Annotated in this window: 17 protein-coding genes and 1 pseudogene; 4 read left to right on the top strand and 14 right to left on the bottom strand. The window is 34.5% G+C overall.

The genetic code is table 11. From position 1 onward, the window contains the following. Positions 1–63 precede the first annotated feature (63 nt). On the top strand, positions 64–219 hold the full coding sequence (locus ACQVV1_RS22420) for a hypothetical protein (protein ID WP_431169526.1): 156 nt from the start codon (positions 64–66) through the stop codon (positions 217–219). A gap of 196 nt (positions 220–415) precedes the next feature. Here ACQVV1_RS22420 and ACQVV1_RS22415 read toward each other — a convergent pair whose 3' ends face one another. The 5 genes from ACQVV1_RS22415 to ACQVV1_RS22395 form a co-directional block, all read right to left on the bottom strand. Continuing rightward, a complete protein-coding gene (locus tag ACQVV1_RS22415) occupies positions 416–1,237 on the bottom strand; it encodes a DNA alkylation repair protein (protein ID WP_431169525.1) in 822 nt (273 codons plus the stop codon). 155 nt (positions 1,238–1,392) lie between these two features. Further along, positions 1,393–1,944, bottom strand: coding sequence for a signal peptidase I (gene lepB, locus ACQVV1_RS22410; RefSeq protein ID WP_063225238.1), 552 nt, complete (start codon positions 1,942–1,944; stop codon positions 1,393–1,395). 171 nt (positions 1,945–2,115) lie between these two features. Beyond that, positions 2,116–2,793, bottom strand: coding sequence for a copper homeostasis protein CutC (locus ACQVV1_RS22405; RefSeq protein ID WP_242252711.1), 678 nt, complete (start codon positions 2,791–2,793; stop codon positions 2,116–2,118). 240 nt (positions 2,794–3,033) lie between these two features. Then, positions 3,034–4,155, bottom strand: a complete 1,122-nt coding sequence (gene spoIIP / locus ACQVV1_RS22400) for a stage II sporulation protein P (RefSeq protein WP_242252710.1) — start codon at positions 4,153–4,155, stop codon at positions 3,034–3,036. Positions 4,156–4,359: 204 nt separating this feature from the next. Then, positions 4,360–5,064, bottom strand: a complete 705-nt coding sequence (locus ACQVV1_RS22395; protein ID WP_242252708.1) for an ArsR/SmtB family transcription factor — start codon at positions 5,062–5,064, stop codon at positions 4,360–4,362. A gap of 69 nt (positions 5,065–5,133) precedes the next feature. Between ACQVV1_RS22395 and ACQVV1_RS22390 the strand changes: the two genes are divergently transcribed. Then, positions 5,134–5,604: a DinB family protein gene (locus ACQVV1_RS22390; RefSeq protein WP_063225234.1), complete on the top strand. Its 471-nt coding sequence runs from the start codon at positions 5,134–5,136 to the stop codon at positions 5,602–5,604. Positions 5,605–5,820: 216 nt separating this feature from the next. Here ACQVV1_RS22390 and ACQVV1_RS22385 read toward each other — a convergent pair whose 3' ends face one another. From ACQVV1_RS22385 to ACQVV1_RS22370, 4 genes are all read right to left on the bottom strand, one after another. Beyond that, positions 5,821–6,969: an acyl-CoA dehydrogenase family protein gene (locus ACQVV1_RS22385; protein WP_431169524.1), complete on the bottom strand. Its 1,149-nt coding sequence runs from the start codon at positions 6,967–6,969 to the stop codon at positions 5,821–5,823. A 152-nt stretch (positions 6,970–7,121) separates the two neighbouring features. Further along, positions 7,122–7,754, bottom strand: a complete 633-nt coding sequence (locus tag ACQVV1_RS22380) for a YdcF family protein (protein WP_063225232.1) — start codon at positions 7,752–7,754, stop codon at positions 7,122–7,124. 329 nt (positions 7,755–8,083) lie between these two features. Then, positions 8,084–8,671, bottom strand: a complete 588-nt coding sequence (locus ACQVV1_RS22375) for a GNAT family N-acetyltransferase (RefSeq protein ID WP_431169523.1) — start codon at positions 8,669–8,671, stop codon at positions 8,084–8,086. A 676-nt stretch (positions 8,672–9,347) separates the two neighbouring features. After that, positions 9,348–10,676 carry a YjiH family protein gene (locus ACQVV1_RS22370; protein ID WP_309259022.1) on the bottom strand — a complete coding sequence of 443 codons (1,329 nt, stop codon included), beginning with the start codon at positions 10,674–10,676 and terminating at the stop codon, positions 9,348–9,350. Between the two features lie 240 nt (positions 10,677–10,916). Between ACQVV1_RS22370 and ACQVV1_RS22365 the strand changes: the two genes are divergently transcribed. Then, positions 10,917–12,725 carry an S-layer homology domain-containing protein gene (locus tag ACQVV1_RS22365; protein WP_431169521.1) on the top strand — a complete coding sequence of 603 codons (1,809 nt, stop codon included), beginning with the start codon at positions 10,917–10,919 and terminating at the stop codon, positions 12,723–12,725. Positions 12,726–12,775: 50 nt separating this feature from the next. Here the strand turns inward: ACQVV1_RS22365 and ACQVV1_RS22360 are convergent, their stop codons facing one another. The 4 genes from ACQVV1_RS22360 to ACQVV1_RS22345 form a co-directional block, all read right to left on the bottom strand. Beyond that, positions 12,776–13,654: an aminoglycoside phosphotransferase family protein gene (locus ACQVV1_RS22360; RefSeq protein WP_431169520.1), complete on the bottom strand. Its 879-nt coding sequence runs from the start codon at positions 13,652–13,654 to the stop codon at positions 12,776–12,778. Next, positions 13,655–14,170: a GNAT family N-acetyltransferase gene (locus ACQVV1_RS22355; RefSeq protein WP_309259025.1), complete on the bottom strand. Its 516-nt coding sequence runs from the start codon at positions 14,168–14,170 to the stop codon at positions 13,655–13,657. 26 nt (positions 14,171–14,196) lie between these two features. Continuing rightward, complete coding sequence (locus ACQVV1_RS22350; protein WP_242252702.1) at positions 14,197–14,658, bottom strand: DUF2691 family protein; 462 nt, start codon at positions 14,656–14,658, stop codon at positions 14,197–14,199. Positions 14,659–14,770: 112 nt separating this feature from the next. After that, positions 14,771–15,952: a YhgE/Pip domain-containing protein gene (locus ACQVV1_RS22345; protein ID WP_431169519.1), complete on the bottom strand. Its 1,182-nt coding sequence runs from the start codon at positions 15,950–15,952 to the stop codon at positions 14,771–14,773. 171 nt (positions 15,953–16,123) lie between these two features. On the opposite strand from ACQVV1_RS22345, the pseudogene ACQVV1_RS22340 reads away from it, so the two are divergent. Further along, positions 16,124–16,741: pseudogene (locus ACQVV1_RS22340) on the top strand (TetR/AcrR family transcriptional regulator). A gap of 56 nt (positions 16,742–16,797) precedes the next feature. Here ACQVV1_RS22340 and ppsA read toward each other — a convergent pair. Further along, positions 16,798–19,404, bottom strand: a complete 2,607-nt coding sequence (ppsA, locus tag ACQVV1_RS22335; RefSeq protein WP_242252699.1) for a phosphoenolpyruvate synthase — start codon at positions 19,402–19,404, stop codon at positions 16,798–16,800. Positions 19,405–19,570: the final 166 nt, after the last annotated feature.

Raw genomic sequence — 19,570 nt, 5'->3', positions numbered from 1 at the left:
TATTTTGTCCGCTATAAAAAAACACAAATAATATGTGATTTATATAGAATGAAAGGCTCTTGGATGATTGATAGAACTTTAACACGTGAAGAACGAACTATTAGTGAATGTAATTTATATTGGATTGATTCGCTTCCTGACAGTGAATATAAAATTAACTTTAGAAATCACGACGGTTCAATTTCCAAATTTCACATTGCTACAAAACTATTAGAATAAAAGTTACAATAAAAAAGTACGGAAGTTTAGATTTGAAATAAAATTTGATCATCTTTCATTAATAACACAGATATAAAAGAAAATATAAAGAGCATGTATTGATCAATACATGCTCTTCTCATAGTTATTCAAAGTATTCTTTTTTTAACATGATTAATTGTTCCTTCGTACAACTAATAAGTCTATTAGTTACATATTACTTATTTTTCAAAATCGTTCTTTTAGCTTTTTTAATAATTCTACTAGTTGATTTTATGTCAGTATCCTTTTCCCATTCTTCACACAGGTTCATTACCCAATCCGGTTTAGTTTTACTTGCATCATTTAACCAGTTTCCAACCGAATCTTGTACATATTTTGATGGATCTGATTTAAGTAAATTAAGAATGGGAAGTGCTTTTTCAGGTTCTTGTTTTAATATTTCAATATGTTTACTCCATACCCCTCGAGGACGAATAGATTCTACAGAGAACCTGCGAATATTCTCATCTTCACTTTTTGCCCATTCTACACTTTCTTCTATATTTTGTGAAAGGTCTTCTCTAATTGACATCCAAGCAATTTCTCGAACACCAAAATGATGATCCGCCGCAAAAGGTCGAATGTACGTTAATGTATCTTTTAATGTGTTATTTGATTTCTTATTCATAAACGCTGCCCAACATCGTACACTATCTGAAATATGATTAGATAATTTTAACAGTACATCTTCCTTGTTCCCTTCATTCTCTTTGAGTATAATTTCATCCAGTAAAGTTCCTGTTATTCGTATGACTTTCATACCTGTTTCAACGTTCTGTTTTTCTAATTCAGCTACTATACATTCCAAACTATTCTTGAGTCCTATTGAAGGTAAGACATTTTTAAGTAGTTCAATATGATTTATAGCTAGCCATTCTGTTAGATTAACACTTTCTACTTTCCCTTGCTGTAGTAATTGTAAGACCTCTTTAGGAATTTCGTTTACTTTCCTGGCTCCTTTCCTGTTTAAAATAACTTCTGCTTCTTTCGTTATCATGTAAATTCCCTCCTTGCAATACTATCTTCAAATAAACAGAGGCCATTTTGAAAAATGCTAATCAAAATGGCCTCTGTCTTTCTTAAATGAACATTCAGTTTTACAAAAAATGTGCTTTAAATCCACCGGAAGAATATTTCTCCCATACTTTTTCTTTATAACGCTCTTACTTGTTTCAACGGCCAGAAAACAGCTTGTCCTTTTCCAACAATTTCATCTTCTGAAATAAATCCAAACATACGACCGTCTTTCGAAACTTCACGATTATCCCCTAAAACAAACACTTGGCCTTCTGGCACTTTCGTTTTTCCTGTGATTTGTTCTAACGTAAAGTCTGGAGTTAATACACGGCCTGTTGCTTTTTCTTTAAACTCTTTTAAATATGGTTCTTCCATCGCTTTTCCGTTTACATATAAAACATCATTTTTATACTCAACTGTATCGCCCGGTAAACCAATTACTCGTTTTACTAAATCATATCCTTCTTTTCCGTGGAAGACGATAATATCAAAGCGTTCTAATCCACTTATACTATAACCAATCTTATTCACGAGAACTCGTTCGTTATTTTCTAAAGTGGGCATCATCGATTCGCCTTGTACTAATGAAGGTGTAAATAAAACACCGCGAATAATTGCGATTAATACAAGAGTAAATCCTATCGTTTTCGCCCATGAGAATAATTCTTTCTTCGTATTTTCCTTCATCGTTTCTCCTCTTTCTTACGCATTTATTTTATCCCGCTTTAATGGGCAGTAAGACCCTCACCTCAAAATTCAGCGAAAGCAAAGAAGCTAGATGTGGATCAACTGCCCGTAAAAGCCCGATTGGTGAGGGCTAATAATCAGTGGGGGAAGAACCCCCCACTAATTAAAATTTCACTTTATGATTTGAACTAATTCTTGTACTAAATTAAGATCAATTTCAGCAAAACATGATTTCCCTTCTCTTACCGCTGTACCAACATGAGCTTGCGAAATTCCAGTTTCATCTAGCAATCGCTTTATATTTTCTTTCGTCACACCAGCTCCAGCTACAAGTTGAATTTGACCATCGCTTACCTTTTGCATTTCTGTAAGCACCGGAATATTCTCTACTATATTTCCTTGTCCACCTGAAGTTAAAACGTGAGTCACTTTATGAAACTTCTTTAAAGTTCTCATCGCTTCTACTGGATTTTCTATATCATCTATTGCACGGTGATATGTGACATTTATCCCGTCTACCACAGATAACAAATCCGCTAGTTTCTCTTCATCTACTTCATTTTTTTCATTTAATACACCTAATACAACACCAGCTACTCCTAATTCCTGAGCAACTACAATATCTTCTTTCATCATTTCAATTTCTTCTTCCGTATATGTAAAAGACTTCGCATGCGGACGAATCATAACGTGAATCGGTATATGTACTGCTTCTACCGCTTTTTTTATAAAAGCATAACTTGGCGTTAAACCGCCTTCTGTATAAGATGTAATTAATTCAATTCGCTTCCCACCAGCTCGTTCAATTCGTTTCACATCTTCTAAACATGTTGCAATAACCTCTAGCATGAGATGACCTCTTTTCGTGCTTTTTTCTTATTATACAGTAGGTGAAATAAGAAGCATAGTATTCTCCTATAAAATGATAAAAAGAAGAATGAAAAGAAAGATTTTTTAATTGATAACATTTTTGGGTAATGATATTTTTCCATATACTACAAAAAAGAGTAACCCCCTAGAACTTCATACTAGGTGTCACTCCTTTTCATTTTATAAAAACACTAGATTTCCCCTATATATTTAGTTATTTTACTTAACTACTTCATTATAAAAGTGGCTAAATGCTTCTACTAATGCGTCAACGGAAGCATATAATTCTTCTGGTGTATTATCTACACCTCCCATTTCAATAAGTAATGCATTTGGAGAAAGGTCTTGATTATATACTCCATTCCCGCTTTTACGATCTTTAATAAAAATCCCTCGGCTTAAACCATAATACTTCTCGTCTAAATATGAATTTATTGCCGTTACTATTTTTTTATTTTTTTCAAAGTTAGGATTCTCTCGTCCTAATATAAAATAGAGCCGAGCATAATTCTTTCCATTAATATTTTTGGTTGTAATATTTTTTCGTGCATCATCTCTATGAAGGTCCATTGGAAACATAATATTTTTATCTTGTGCTAATTTATCTTGTAATATTTGACGAGACCCTTTGTAGGATTGCGCCCAGTTTAAATTTTTATTTCGCAGAAAATCCCTCATATTTGTCGTATCATGTGAAACGCCTATTCCTTTTTCTTCTAACTTTTGTTTTAAATAATTTCCAACAAACGTAATATTCACTTCATTATTTGTACTGGAGGCATCATTAGGTATAGTAGCACCTGGAATTAGAGGAATAAACGACTCCCAACTATGTGTATGATAAATAAAAACTTTATTTTCACCGTTATTTTGTGTATTTGAATTGTTTTCTTTCTCACTCTTTGGGTGTTTAACAGCAGTACCTTCATTCTTAATATTCTCTAAAGGAATGCTGGATTCTTCAGGAATGTTCGTATAATCTGTTCCCTCTCCAGCAATTAATATTTCCGAATAAAATTGATTCATATTTGGAAGTTCTCGAGTTAATAAGCTTCGGAGGTCATTTACATTAATATTTGTAGAAAGTGAAAGTAAAAAAGATTCCAAAGACGCTCGTCCTTTTTCTTTATGAAATTCTTCTGCAAAATAATGATTTTCACTTCCTATCATATACATAAGACCTTTAGTAGAATTCGTTCCTAATAATTGATTAACATAATACGATTTAAATAAGCTTGAATTACTAGAAATGAAGAATGAAGTGAGAATACATATAATCGTGAATAAAATACATATCACTACATACTTTATATTAAATACTTTCAGTTTAACTTTATTCATTTTATATCTCCCTTCATTTAATATATTCTTACGCATAATTTTTAAGTAATATGATTATTAATTTAATAGAACTTCCTCAACTACTATGTTTTCATTTAATCTCTTTCCATAAAGTGATTGAAGTTAAATTTGCCTTGCGCAAATATCATCTAAGATTTTATAAGAAATTAAATAACCTGAGTCTATATTTTATATAGACTCAGGTTATTTAATTTCTTCATTTTTCATGTCAATTCCCAATTGGTCTTTCAATAACTTCATACCTTTTTTTGTAAGATGGACGGCTCGAGTCTTATCCGTTTTTGTAATCCATTCCTGTTCAAAAAACAGTTTTGCTATTGCAGATCCTAACCAACCAGAAATATGGTAGCGTCGTTCACTCCAATCAAGACAAGGTTTTGCAAATACCCTCCTCTTTATTTCTGCTGTTTCAATATTTATTCCAAAATTCAGAAACCATCTTTTACCTTGTTCCGTTACAATGTATTCTCCTTCCTCTAAAATTATAAATTCACTAGCAAGTAATTTTTCAGTTATCTCTACACCGAGCTTGCCTGCAAGATGATCATAGCAAGTTCGAGCATAACGAACTTGCTTTAGTTGATTCGATTGATTTAAAGAGCGAACTTGGGCTATTGGTGCAATTGTCCCTAACTTTTCAATAACTTCTGCTACCTCTTGATTAGCAAGTCGATAGTAACGATGTCTACCATGTTGTTCAACTGTAAGTAGATTCCCCTCTACTAATTTAGAAAGATGAGAACTAATCGTTGGATGTGACACTTTTGCCATATAAGCCAATTCACTAGCAGGTAGTGCCTGATTATTCATTAGACAATCTAAGATGATAGCTCTTGTAGGTTCAGCAATTAATTTAGCTATATATGAGATATTCGGATATACATTCATATTTCGATGATACCCTAACTGTTAAATTGATACAATTATTTTAAGTTTAATAGTAAAGGAGAATTTATTATGAATGCAATTGATCTTAGTATATTAAATTTGAAAGAAACGAGAAGACGCTCAGAAAAATTATGGAATTCTCTTCCTGATAATTTTCTTAATTGGAAGCCTGATAATGAGGCTATGTCCTTTGGTGAAATGATTCGTCACGTATGGAGCTCAACTTTTTACTATCATATGATTTTAAAAAACAACGGCTCAATAAACGACATAGATATCCCGTATGATGACGAGCCAATTACTTGTGTGAAAAAAGAAATTGAGTTGGCACAATCATACTTTACTGACTTCATAGAATATGTTCAATCAATAAGCATAGCCGAGCTAGATTCAAGACTTATTGATCGAAGCGATGTTGGCTATCAACGATATTTAGGCGATATGCTATTACGAATTGCCTATCATGATGCGGTCCATGCAGGTCAATTTTTACAATATTTGCGAATGGTAAATTTAGAAAGACCATTGATTTGGGATTGAATTTAGTAATTATTTGCAAAGTTTCCAAACTGGCATTACAATAAGAATTTTTCAACAAGAAACAATCACAAAACCATGATAACCATTTATATTAAAAACCTACATCTCAACTTGGTACGTTCCTGCACATAAAAAGCACGTGTTCGATTACTAATCAAACACGTGCTTTCAAAATAACTATATTGTACATAAACAATAAAATTCAAGTTAAAAAACCTACGAACGAAACGCCGCATCCGCCAACATAGATAGTGTTGCATCATCCATCGGTGGATTGTGTAATCCTGCTCTGACATTTAAATAGTAACGATGAAGCGGATTTTTTTCTGATAAACTTTTTGCCCCTACGATGCGCATAGATTTATCCACTATGGATATCGCCGCATTCGTTACTGCATATTTCACTGCTGCTAGTTCTGCTTGCAGCGAAAGTTTATCTTCTGCCTCATCGTACTTTTTCGCAATTTGATATAAAAAGACGCGAGCTTGCATAAGCTCGAGTTCTAATTCTCCAACTAATCTTCTAACATTCGGTAATAAACTAATAGAATGGTTTAAACTATTTGGCTTGTATGATCCCGCAAACTGAACTGCATAATTTCTTGCAGATTGTGCAATTCCTAAATAACATGCTGGTATATGTAGCAACCAGCCAATACCCTTTTGTTTCACTTTCCCGCCTTTTACATCCGTAAAAAAGCGGTTTTCTATCTCTACATTTTGTAAGACAAGGTCGTGACTAGCAGTCCCTCGCATGGCAACGCTATCCCACGTTTCTTCAATGGATACACCGAGCGTATTTCTTGGAATGACAAACTCACCAACTTCTTCACGGTCTTCAATACTCGCTGAAATAATAAAATAATCAAGTACTGGCGCCATCGTTGTAAAAGTTTTTCTTCCATTTATAATCCACTTCTCGCCTTGTTGAACCGCTATTGTTTCTGGTTTTCCACCACGCGTCGGACTCCCTGTTATCGGCTCTGTTGCTGCCCGGTTAAAGAGTGCACCATTACGCACTTCTTCGCAAAACCATTTGAACATCTCATCATTCCAAGAGCGATTTTCCGCCAGCTCTTTCACAATGCCAATATGCCAGCCAATCGATAATGCAGTAGCTCCGCAGCCTTCCGCAATTTTTTCTTGAAATAAAACGAAGTCATATAAAGAAATCGCACTACCACCAAATTCTTTCGGTAACGTTAATTTCGTATATCCGATATTTTTCAAATCATTTATATTTTCATACGGAAATGATCCTAATTCACTTAGTTGATGCTCCCTTTCCATGAACTTCGGAATCAATTTATTTATTTGTTCAATAATTAAAGATTGTTTTTCTGTTTCAACAAATGAGAGTGCCATACTATAATCTCCTTTATGCTCGATTCATAAACCGTTCATTTTGTCATTATGATTATATGAAGCTACCTCTCTATTGTTTCACTATTCCGATAAAAATACAATGTTTTTGACTAATAAGAAAAGTTCCTATTGAAAGATAGGTTCTTTTCTTATTAGTCTCCCTTCAATGCCTTTAACGGCAAAGAGGTTACATATCCAATATACGAGAATAATTCTTTAAAGAAGAATGGTATTTCTGTATCTAACGTTTTATATGCTGATGTCGGCGTTGGTGAAGCATATGCTTCAATATTAATATGTTTTGCGATTCTCATTGCGCGTTTCATATGAAGTGGATCACTTACAATCGTGTATGTGTGTATGCCGTTCTCTATTCCAACTTGCTTCGCATTTTTTAAATTTTCTTCAGTAAAAAGGGATTTTGTTTCAATTAAAATATCTTCCTCTTTTACACCTTGTTTCATTGCATATACTCTTGCAGTACGCGCTTCCTCAAGTTCTGCCTCGAACTTTGTACCACCTGTAAAAATAATCTTTTTAATATTTCCGTTCTTATATAAAGAAATCGCGTGATTAATTCTTTCTTTAAATACAGGAGATGGTTTTCCGTTCCATGAAGCTGCTCCTAGTACGATACCAGCATCCGTTTTCACGTCATCATTTGCTTTAAAACGATAACTCCAAATATCGTAAGCTGCATAACTTACATATAAAATAGCAGAACAAATCATTAGTAAAAATACTTGAAAGATTCGTCTTTTCTTACTCTTCTTATTTTCTTTCATTTGTAATTGCCTCCGTACATCATCCATACTTCTATAAAAAACATTTATATCAAATCGTTTTGTTTGAGTTTATTTAAAAGAAGGAACTTTACTTGTTATTTATGTATAAAAGGGTTTTCATTTAAAATTGAGGATTATCAATTCATTTTCATTTGCGGTTTTCATTACATTTTTTAAATTCATAAGTTTATTACCATACAACTACATTGTAACGAATTTTTTCTCAGAAGGGAACGATGAAACAAAAGGAATTAAAATAAAGTAGCATTTTGTAAGAAAAAAGGTATATTTTTCATACATCACGAACAATATACCTTTCAAAACACGAATTATAGCTTTTCTTTATACAACTCTAATTTTTCTAACAATTTTTCTTTTACGCCTGGCCATTCACTCGAGATAATACTATACACAACTGCATCTCTCACATAACCATTCGGTAATTTTCTTTCATTTCTAAGCACACCCTCTTTTACTGCGCCTAACCTTTCAATTGCTCGTTGTGCTTTTTCATTTCTTGCATCCGTCTTAATTTGTACTCTCCGCATATGCAGTTTTTCAAAAGCATACTGGAGAAGCATATACTTACACTCTGTATTTATACTCGTGCGTTGCACACTTGGATGATACCACGTTTGCCCTAACTCGACTGTCTTATTTTCTACTGAAATATTATATAAGCGTGTACTCCCTACAATCGTATTCGTCTGTTGATCCACTACAACGAAAGGTATTTGTGTACCCTTTCCATAACCTTGTATCGCTTTTTGAACATATTGCTGCATATCTTGAACACTATCCATTTTAGAGATTAAATACGCCCAAATATCCCGATTTCCTTCTACAATCGAAAACAAAGTTTCGACATCATCACTATCCATTAACCGTAACTTTGCTCTTTCATGAATCATTTCCATTTATAGGCCCCCTTTTTCTTACTATATCACACAAAATAATATCTTATTATATCAATTATAAAATATTAAAACCTACTTTTAAATGCACTTACATTCAATTTTTAATACCCCACCAAAAATCTCTAACAAATACCGTTTACATCCCTTTGTATCAAGCTAAATTTATATTGGTTTCATTTCATGTGAAGTTTTTCTAAAAGTCTAGTGTGCGTTCTTTAAAGAGTTGCACATCTAAAACTCTATTATTTTTACAAAAAGATTATTGTTTTTTCATTTATGGATCAATTTTTCAGGTTGATAGTATGGATAAATCTGGATAAAACCCTAAAAATACTATATAATAATAAAGAAAAACTTTAATCAGTGAAAGTTTTACGGTTAATTAATATGGGGTAAATGGGAGGGTATAAAAATGCTAGATCAAATCACTTGGGGAACGCCAGGAAGCTTATTATGCTTAGGATTCTTTTTTGCAGGGTTAGGAATTTTCTTAAGAAGTATTACGTCATATACGAACAACAAATAAATCTTCAAAAAATTATACAATTTCACCTGAAGATGTATAATTTTTTCTTTTTAGGGTATTTGCCTTTATTAGCTTAATAAAAATAACAAATAAAAGAAGCCTTCCTTTTACAGAAGGCTTCTTTTGTTATAGCTTTATCTTTTTAAAACTTTAAAGTAACAAATAAGCAATCGGCGTAATTATAAGTAACGTTAATATCGTTCTCTGCACGTACAGAACAATAAGTTCAGATACTTTTAACGGAATGTCTGTCGATAAAATACAAGGAATGGAAGCTGAAAAAAACAATATAGATGAGACCGAAACAACCGCAATGACAAACTTTGTCACAAGTGGTGCACTTACAACTAAAAGAGATGGTAAAAACATTTCTGCAATACCTACGGATGCCGCTTTAGCAGCTAAGTCTGCTTCTGGTAATTGTAATAGCCATGTAAATGGATAGAAAATATAACTGATCCAATCAAATATTGGCGTGAATTTCGCTAAGACGATACCAATTAATCCTACTGACATAATGGATGGTAAAATTCCCATCGTCATAATAAATCCATCTTTTAAATTCACTGCGATATTTTTCATAATACTTGGTGCAGATTTCGATACTTCTAACGCATCTTCCCAAGCGCGTTCTAGCATTTTCTCTTTATAAACAGGCTCTGGGAACCCTTCTTCCGTTACATATGTATCTGGTTTTCTACTAAGGGGCGGGATTCTTACGGTGATAGCAGTTACGATGAATGTTACAACAAGAGTAGTCCAAAAATAAACATTCCATAAATACATAATGTCTAATGTTTTTGCGATGATGATCATAAATGTAGCAGAAACTGTAGAAAAACCTGTAGCAATAATAGCTGCTTCTTTTGTCGTATACTTTCCTTCTTTATATACGCGGTTCGTAATAAGAAGCGCAAGCGAATAACTTCCCACAAAGGAAGCAACCGCATCGATTGCCGATCGTCCTGGTGTTTTCCATAATGGTCTCATAATCGGACGGCAAAATGTACCAATAAATTCTAGCAATCCATATCCGACTAATAACGCTAAAAAAGCCGAGCCAATTGGAACGAGTAAACTTACCGATATTACTAGTTTCTCATACAAAAACGGTCCTACATCTGGCGCAAAGAACCAAGCTGGTCCCACTTTAAAACAATATAGTACACCGAAAACAACACCGACTACTTTTAAAATAGAAAAACAAACATCTACGATAGATGCATTCCATTTTTTCGTATAAAACGGGTAAATCGCACCCATTACCATAACAAGTAGTGCGTAATAAGGTACTACGCTCGGAACAGAAGTCCTGATCCATGAAACGATATGATCAATCATAATGGACGAAGCACCATTTATCGTAACTGGTACGAAAAACATAAATACCCCAACGAGACTAGCGAGTATAAACCGAAGAATAGTCCCCTTCTCACTCCCTGTCTTAATTACATTCCGTTTTAATTCAATTTCACTCAAAATTCGACACCTCCTATTATCTAAATATTCTGTATATTTATATTGAATCCCTTCTTTTCAATTGAAAATTATACAAGCAATAATCTTACTTTTTATTGTCAGTCTCCAAAAATTATCATATAATATTCTTCATGAATGTTACATATATGCATTTAAAACAATTATTTTGTAACAATGTTATTTATTTTTTCAATTTACTCTTTAAATTAACCTACATAAAAATAGAAGGAGAATGGAAATTTGAAAACAATAAAAATGACTATGGCAAGTGCACTGCTACTTGGTGCTATCATCACTCCATCTAGTTCTTTAGCTGTGAGTGAAACTGTAACACAAAAAAATAATGCGCAGTTAGAGATTGACGAAGACGATTACTACTATCAGTTTCCCGATGTTATTGGCTGGGCAAAGCCGTCCGTTGATTATTTAGTAAAGAAAAAAGTCTTATCTGGCTTACCAGACGGTACATTTGGACCTAACCTTGAAATCGATAGAGCTTCTGCCGCAATTATCATGGCAAAAATATTAAACTTACAAATAGACACTTCAGCAAAACCATCATTTAAAGATTCTCAAGAACATTGGGCCACTCCTTATATTGCTGCAGTTGAAAAAGCTGGGATTATTAAAGGAGTCGGTAATGGTAATTTCGAGCCTTCTGGAAAACTAACAAGAGCGGCTATGGCTTCTATGCTTGTTCATTCATATAACTTAGACAAAAAGGCCACTGAAAAACTCCCTACTGTATTCCGAGATTTAAAAGGACACTGGAGTGAAAAATCGGCCAATCTTCTTGTTGCTCTTGGTATTTCACTGGGTTATGGTGGTAGTCATTGGTATCCAGATAAAACTATTACCCGTGCAGAAGCTGCAAGTTTAGTTGCTCGCACAGACCAATCGAAAGATAAAGAAATTAAATTAAAGCAAGTTACTATGAAACAACATTACTTTATTTATCCTGAGACCTCTCTTCATTCAGGTATACTTGCTGAATATGCACCACAAACCGTTACTGTATTCGATGAATCTGAAAACGGATGGATTAAAATTGCTACGGATCATGGGTTAAAGTGGACACCATTAAAAGAGAAACAAGTATACATTGATAAAAACTTTGTTACCTTTGATAGACCGTCAAGAACAGGATACGTGGTTGGTAAATATCCCCCTCAAACTGTAACAGTCGTTGAAGAAAATAGCATCTGGTTAAAAATTCGCACTAGCGAAGGTCTTCAATGGATGAATCCATATTTAAAAGAGGGTGAAGGAAAAGAACTAACATACATACCAAGAACATTTTTCGCTTACGATAGCCCTAATTTTTCTTCTAAAATATCTGGAAAGTATGCTCCACAAGGTGGCATAGAAGAATTAGCTATAGGAGATGACGGATGGGTACAAATTCTTACAGATAAAGGACCAAAATGGATAAACATGTCTTATCTCTTACGTCCAAAGCTCCTCTTAAATGTTCCTGCCATTAATCAATTGCCGGAACTACAAAAAGGAAGTACAGTTGTTTCACTCCAAATGCTTTTAGAATACTATACAGGACGTTCATTAAATAAAGTAGACTTTGCTAATCAAATGCCATTTGATACAACTCGACGCAAGACTACAGGAGATGGAAAAATTTCAGTTTGGGGTGATCCAGACATCGGATTCGTTGGTGATGTAAGAGGAATAAGTTATGGTTACTCTATTAACCCGGCACCATTGAAACAATTACTTGATAAACATGCAAGAGGTACAGATTTAACAGGACAGGATTTCTCTGTATTAGAAAGCTATGTACGTAATGGTAAACCAGTTGTAGCCTGGGTAGGAAACAAAATAACTGCTCCACAACTAGAACAAATTTGGCAAACACCTCAAGGAAAAACTGTAAATGGATACAGAAATGCACATACTATTATCATAACTGGTGTAGATGATCGTAACATTTATTATAATGACCCATTAGACGGTAAAAAAGATCAACCAATGGTAAAATCCCGATTTGAGTACAGTTATAACCAAATGGGTAAAAAAGCTTTAAGTATCGATTAATCATATAAAAAAGCCTATTTTGATTGTATAATTCAAAATAGACTTTTTTATTACTTCCCATAATCATCAGTAATCACTTGAATGACACGATACGATTCTTCTGCTATTTTTTCATTACTATCTCTATTCGCATCATATGTAATTAACGCCTTCCAAAGTGCCCATCCTCTCACCCTATTCCACGTTTCTTCATCTATGTGCAATGCTTCTTTAAATACACCTCTACTATTCTTATCAAAAAACGTCCATGCCATCGCTGCATCACAAGCCGGATCCCCTACTCCTAAAATACCAAAATCAATTACGGCACAAAGCTTTCCATCCTTAACGAGTAGATTTCCTGGTGCAACATCTCCATGAACCCAAACTGGTTTACTCTCCCATGTTGACTGAAGTGCTAAATCCCAAAGATGCTTTAATACTATTTCATCAAAAACACTCTTATTATTTTCAATAGCATCTCTCGCCTCTTCATCATATACAGATATAAGCCCGCCTCGGTAAAAATTATGTGCTCCAGCTACCGGTCCTTTACTTGCATCAATAGATTGCAATTCTACTAAAAATAATCCTAAGTCTGCCGCAAATTCACTTAAGTCACGAACGTTTTGTTTCGTAACGGTCTCTCCCTCTATCCACTTATTAATAGACCAAGGCCATGGATACACTTCAGATGGATTCCCTTTCGCAAGTGGTGTAGAAATCGGTAAAGAAAGCTCCTCACTTAATATAGGTAGCCACTTATTTTCTTTCTCTACTTGCGGTGCATATGCCGCCTCACTTGGCAATCTTACACTCATCTCATCCCCTAAGTGAAACGTTCTATTATCATGCCCACTAAACTTTACAGGTTTCACTTCTAAATGTGCCCATTCAGGAAACTGTTCCTGTATTAACTTTTCTACTAAACTTACGTTAATTGAATTCATTCACTTCCTCCTTCTTTTTTGAAACTTACTATGTCCATCCTTACTACCGATATATTCAAAACCATTTTTCTTATAAAAATCATTTAATGTACGGTTATGTCCAACACAATCTAACTTCAAATACTGTTTATCACTTTGCATATTCTCATCTATCCACTGTAAAATGTGTTCTCCTATTCCATTCCCCTTATACTTCCGTTTCACCGCAAATCTATGAATATATAATGAATTAGAAACTTCCTCTTTACCAAAAATATGTTCCTCCCATTCATTTTGTTTAGGAGATGCTGTAACTGTACCGACAATTTCCTCTTCTTTCATTACAACATACGTATATTTCTCTTTTATGCCTTCTAATATTTCAGTCGTTGCTTCTTCTCCTAAAAGATACTGCCATTGATCTACTTTTTTATGTTGTAGCCACTTTGCTACTTCTTTTAATAGAGTAATAATGCTATTACTTTCATCTTCCGTAGCAATTCGAATTGTATATTCTTGAACTGTAGTTCTCTCCATATTGTGTTTCCCCTTTTAAATTACTACTATACTGACAAACACGTTCTACCGTCATTCTCATCTGTTATATATTCTACATAAAATCCTTGAGTTAGTGCGTTTTCATACATCATTTCAATTGCTTCTTGATCTTTCACATAAATTTGTATGTAATCACCATCCGCTACTAATACGACTACTTCACACTTACTCTCCTTAAACTCTTCATATGTTTCAATATCTATTGCTATTTCTCCTTTAGGATACGCTTTTAAATCTGCAAAAATGAGATAATATATGTTGCCTTCAACTAAATTTTTCAAATCTAATCCTTCCACTACACTTGGTTCCTCTGGAAATAGTGCCTCATCCAATCCAACACGCGCTATTAAGTAGGACTCCTCATTCCCCACTCGCCAATTAAATGAAGCAATATTGATTGGCTTTAACACTTTCCAAAGTAGATTGTCATATTCATTTGAAACTTCTACAAAAATCCCTCTTTTCATTTGTTCGCCCCTTATTTATTTTCATTTTCGTTTCATATTATATATATCAATTTCCCTATAGGTTAATAAGAATCAAAAAACGCTTCACTACTAGTGAAACGTTTTTTATCTTTTATGCGTGTAATTCCGTTTTATGTTCCTTTATTGCACTACGTTTGAAAGCAGTCATTAAAATAATAACAATACTTACCACACCAATCCAAACGAGCACAGTAACAGGTGTACTCCAGCTTAACCCTTTTCCGAAGAAGAATATTCCTCTAAGCCCTTCAATCATAAATCGCGTTGGTAACCAAGTGTAAACCCAGTCTTGATAAAATGACGACAACATTTCAGGTGCTAATGATAATAACGGTGCACCGAAGAATAGTAAGAGTGCGAATACACCAATTCCTTTTAGTCCAACTAGTGAAAGTACCGCTGATATCATTAAGAAGAAACTAAACGATGTAATGGATAAAAATAAGGCCGTATCGGTGAAATTTGAGATATTTAGTCCTACCATTCCATCCGCAATCCATGTCAGACCAAACCCAATTACAATTGTCGCAACTGCTCCAGCTACTATTTGTTTTAATTTTAATAAAAAGTTTTCTTTTCTTGAACCTACCGGCATTTTACTTATCGCAATAAAGATAATCGCTGCACTCGCTAAACTTGCGATCCATAACGGCTGGAATAATGAATTTGGTGAGTTACCGTTCGCACTATTTTTTCCGACCTCATTCACATTTGTCACGTTCTTTACAATAGGTGTTACTAATTTCGCAGCTTGGTCTGTTGTTAAAGTAGCTCCTTTTGCTTTCAATCCTTCTAATAGTTGTGTACGAACAGTATTGTTCATATTATCTACTACACCATTCAACATTTGTCCTGCCACAGTTGATGCTGCTGTATTCATTCCTTGATTTATGAATATTTCTACCTCTGCTGAAGATGGTTGTGGTGTTCGTAATGATGCTTGTTTTGTACTAAAGTCTTTCCGAATGACTAATGCTGCGTAATACTCTTGATTATTTAAACCTTTTTGCACGGATTCCTTATTTTTTACTTCTACCCACTTTACCGCAGGTTCTTCCTCTGATTTTGATGTCTTTTTCATATTATCAACAATCGTTTGTCCCATGTTCATTTTCGATTGATTCGGAATTTCTACTCCTTGATCCTCATTTACAATTGCGATTGGCAAGTTTTTCGGCTTAGGTTGAACGGTTGGAAATAATGTTAATGAAAAAATAAAAACTACAAGTAGTGCAACAACTGGTGATAACAATAAAAGTTTATTTTTAAACATTTTCTTTTCTCCTCCTGTAATTTAATTTATAATAACCAACAACGTGTTGTTTATTTATATTTTGAATTATATGTTCGAGTTGAACCTTATACAATAATCAAAAATCGTGAATGTGTCCGTTATCATACACATTCTTGAAATGTGTTGAATAAAATTAAGGAGGGACATACTTTGCGTGATAGTAATTTAGATTTACGTGTTGTTCGTACGAAAACTGCCATACGAAATGCATTTGTGGAATTAATTGAAGAAAAAGGTTTCGACGCTATTACAGTGAAAGATATTACAACGAAAGCAAACATAAATCGCGGTACTTTCTATGCGCACTATCAAGATAAATTTGATTTAATGACGAAATGCCAAGAAGAAATTATGTATGAGTTTTCTAGCATTGCAAAAAGAAAGTTTCCAGAAGTGATTGCAGATCTTGGATCAAATCCTTCCCCAACAATGCCATTTCTACTTATCACTTCTATTCTTGAATTTCTAAATGAAAATAGTGATTTTATGAGAGCTGTACTTAGCCCAAAAGGAGATTTATCTTTCTAAACAAAACTGAAAGACTTTATGTGGAAAACACTATTTGAAGATACGAATGGCGCTCTCATTAATAAAGAGAACTTACTTGTCCCAAGCCAATACTTAGCTTCTTATATGGCATCTGCTCATATTGGTGTTATTCAGCAATGGTTAAATAACGGGCAAAAAGAAACACCTGAGGAAATTGCTCGTATTTTATCAACAATCGCAGTTCATGGACCTTTTTATGCAGCTGGGTTAAAAAAGTGAGTTGTTGCAAAATAAAAAGATCATCCACTATTTATAGCGGATGATCTTTTATTTCATTACAACACTTCAATATACCCTTCAGTTCCATGTACCCGAATTCGTTGTCCGTCTTTTATTAATCTCGTAGCATTCTCTACTCCAACGACTGCTGGTAATCCATATTCACGTGCAATCACTGCTCCGTGTGTCATGAGTCCGCCAACTTCAGTGACTAACCCTTTTATAGAAACAAACAACGGCGTCCAGCCAGGGTCAGTAAATGCAGTAACTAATATATCTCCATCTTCTAAATTCGCATCTTCCATATTTAAAATAACGCGAGCTCTCCCCTCAATCACTCCTGAAGAAACCGGCAAACCTACGATCGCTTCAGCCGGGAGATTTTCTCGTTTATATTTACCTGTAATGATTTCTCCATCAGACGTCATTACACGCGGAGGCGTTAGTTTTTCATATACTTTGTAATCATTTTTTTGTTTATGAATAACCTCGTAATCTAGTTTATTCGTACGAACAACTTCATGAAGTTCTTCAAAAGTTAGGTAGTATATATCATCGATTTCATGAATGACACCGTTCTGCACAAGTTTCTCCGCTTCTTTCAATAACGCCTGCTTATATATGAAGTAACGATTAATCATGCCGTATTTCGGATATTCACGATAGCCAATAAAATTACGGATGTTACGAATCATTCGCTTCGTTTCTTCTACTTTTTGTTCTCCATCTGACAAATGCTGTAATCGCTCTAATAACTCTTCTTCTTTGTTCAAAGCTTCCTGCAGCCCTTCTTCAAACTTCTGCTTACTAGCACCATATTCAAAGTCTCTTACATTATTTAAAATCATCGGGATAATGGTTGTTAGCTTCTCACTCCAGCGCGTTTTCGTAATGTCGATTTCGCCGCTACATCTCATTCCGTATTTATTTAGAAAAGCAACGATTGTATCTCGAGCTTTTTCTCCGCCTTTATACTGAACAAGTTCATCTAAAAAGCTATCATCTTCTACATGTTGTAAATACGCAATAACTTCTGGATATGGCCGAATCACATCAGCAACATCCATTAATGCTAAACCCATTTCTGAAGTAATATTATTTTGTACTGATTGAGAAAGGGTGTCCGCTGCATTCTTTTCACCTAGCCATTGCTCCATCTTTTCATTGATCCATGTTGAAGCATTCATACCTGCCATAATGACAGCCATACTTTGCGGATGAAATAGTATTTTCTTTAATTGCTGAATATCTTCCAAAATAAAATCAAGTACATCCACCCCTGATTTCGTTTGCATGTTTCGTTTTAACTCTTCGATTGATGCTTGACTCTTCTTTATTAAATCCATAACGATTGCCGGATTGTTTTCGATTTGTGGTTGCGAGCTTACAGGTGGCCCGCTTTTACCAACACTCTTTTCTTTTTCATCATCTGGTAACAATTTAATAAAATCATCTCGCTCGACTACAGTCGTTAATGCATCTTTAATAAGTGGTTCCGAATTCCCTATCGTATTTAATAAAAGTTCTCTACTAGTAGGCGAAGCCAATCTTTGTGCAACATCAACAAACAGCCTTCCCCCAGCTTGAAACCTCGGTCCAAAGGATGTTAACTGAAATAAAGACATTCCTAATGGCTTCAAAGGATCAGTCATCATTTGCTGGTGACCAACCGATACATACACATGATTTTCCTGATCATTTGCTTCCGGAATTGGATATAAAGTCGTGATTGGCCTGCTTTGGACAATATAAAATGCATCATCAACTAAACACCATTCGATATCTTGCGGACAACCGAAATAAGCTTCGATCTGCCTTCCGATCTGTGCTAATTGTAAAATTTGTTGTTCAGACAATGTTTGAATCTTTTGCTGAGCCGGATCAATTTGTTTTATTTCTGTTCCACCCTCTTTTAAAGCATAGATAGCTACTTTTTTAGTTGAAATCACCTTATCGACGATTTCGCCTTCTTTTACTTTATAATTATCAGCGGAGACGAGTCCCGATACTAATGCCTCGCCAAGTCCAAAACTGGCATCGATTGATAACACCTTTCGGTTGGAAGTAACTGGATCAGCAGTAAATAAAATGCCCGAAGCCTGCGGGAAAACCATTTTTTGAACGACAACACATATAGAAACTTGATTATGTTCAAAAGCATTTTGCATACGGTACATGACTGCTCGATCTGTAAATAAAGAAGCCCAGCACTTTCTTACATGCTGCAAAATTGCTTCTTTTCCAATGATATTTAAATACGTATCTTGTTGACCAGCAAACGAGGCATATGGTAAATCTTCAGCCGTCGCACTAGAACGAACTGCATACGCATGTTCATTTCCAAAACGTGAGAGATATTGAGCTACCGCTTCCACTACATCAGAAGGGATTTCTACTGCCATAATGATTTCTCTAATCTTCTTACTGATTTCACCAATTTGAGCTCGCTCTTCCTTTTTCAACTTTGTTAGCTGCTGCAATAAAGTTTGAAGCTCTTCATTTTGCTCGATAGCCTTTTCATATCCTACCGTTGTAACACAAAATCCTTCTGGCACTTGTATCCCTTGAATATTGGATAACTCCCCTAAATTCAAGCCTTTTCCACCGACAAGTGAAAGCTGCGTTTTTTCTATTTCCTGAAAATCGAGAACGAAAGAACTCATATAACATCTCTCCTTACTATGCATGTGTTCTTGATTGTAGCAGTAGTACATGAGAATAAACAGTCTATTTCGAACTTGATTTACATGATATAATTAAGTTAGGAAGAGATTAAAAAATGCCCCAGTTGCTTCATTCTGCAATTGGGGCTTCTTATTTTCGCTCAAT

Origin of the sequence: Bacillus basilensis (genome assembly GCF_050630465.1) — a bacterium.
GTDB classification, from domain to species: domain Bacteria; phylum Bacillota; class Bacilli; order Bacillales; family Bacillaceae_G; genus Bacillus_A; species Bacillus_A basilensis.
This window is presented reverse-complemented; position numbering and strand designations above follow the sequence as displayed.

Excerpts from the sequence above, each read along its gene's own strand:
- ACQVV1_RS22420 (WP_431169526.1), top strand. The coding sequence starts at position 64 with ATGATTGATAGAACTTTAACACGTGAAGAACGAACTATTAGTGAATGT.
- ACQVV1_RS22415 (WP_431169525.1), bottom strand. The coding sequence starts at position 1,237 with ATGATAACGAAAGAAGCAGAAGTTATTTTAAACAGGAAAGGAGCCAGG.
- lepB (WP_063225238.1), bottom strand. The coding sequence starts at position 1,944 with ATGAAGGAAAATACGAAGAAAGAATTATTCTCATGGGCGAAAACGATA.
- ACQVV1_RS22405 (WP_242252711.1), bottom strand. The coding sequence starts at position 2,793 with ATGCTAGAGGTTATTGCAACATGTTTAGAAGATGTGAAACGAATTGAA.
- spoIIP (WP_242252710.1), bottom strand. The coding sequence starts at position 4,155 with ATGAATAAAGTTAAACTGAAAGTATTTAATATAAAGTATGTAGTGATA.
- ACQVV1_RS22395 (WP_242252708.1), bottom strand. The coding sequence starts at position 5,064 with ATGAATGTATATCCGAATATCTCATATATAGCTAAATTAATTGCTGAA.
- ACQVV1_RS22390 (WP_063225234.1), top strand. The coding sequence starts at position 5,134 with ATGAATGCAATTGATCTTAGTATATTAAATTTGAAAGAAACGAGAAGA.
- ACQVV1_RS22385 (WP_431169524.1), bottom strand. The coding sequence starts at position 6,969 with ATGGCACTCTCATTTGTTGAAACAGAAAAACAATCTTTAATTATTGAA.
- ACQVV1_RS22380 (WP_063225232.1), bottom strand. The coding sequence starts at position 7,754 with ATGAAAGAAAATAAGAAGAGTAAGAAAAGACGAATCTTTCAAGTATTT.
- ACQVV1_RS22375 (WP_431169523.1), bottom strand. The coding sequence starts at position 8,671 with ATGGAAATGATTCATGAAAGAGCAAAGTTACGGTTAATGGATAGTGAT.
- ACQVV1_RS22360 (WP_431169520.1), bottom strand. The coding sequence starts at position 13,654 with ATGAATTCAATTAACGTAAGTTTAGTAGAAAAGTTAATACAGGAACAG.
- ACQVV1_RS22355 (WP_309259025.1), bottom strand. The coding sequence starts at position 14,170 with ATGGAGAGAACTACAGTTCAAGAATATACAATTCGAATTGCTACGGAA.
- ACQVV1_RS22350 (WP_242252702.1), bottom strand. The coding sequence starts at position 14,658 with ATGAAAAGAGGGATTTTTGTAGAAGTTTCAAATGAATATGACAATCTA.
- ACQVV1_RS22345 (WP_431169519.1), bottom strand. The coding sequence starts at position 15,952 with ATGTTTAAAAATAAACTTTTATTGTTATCACCAGTTGTTGCACTACTT.
- ppsA (WP_242252699.1), bottom strand. The coding sequence starts at position 19,404 with ATGAGTTCTTTCGTTCTCGATTTTCAGGAAATAGAAAAAACGCAGCTT.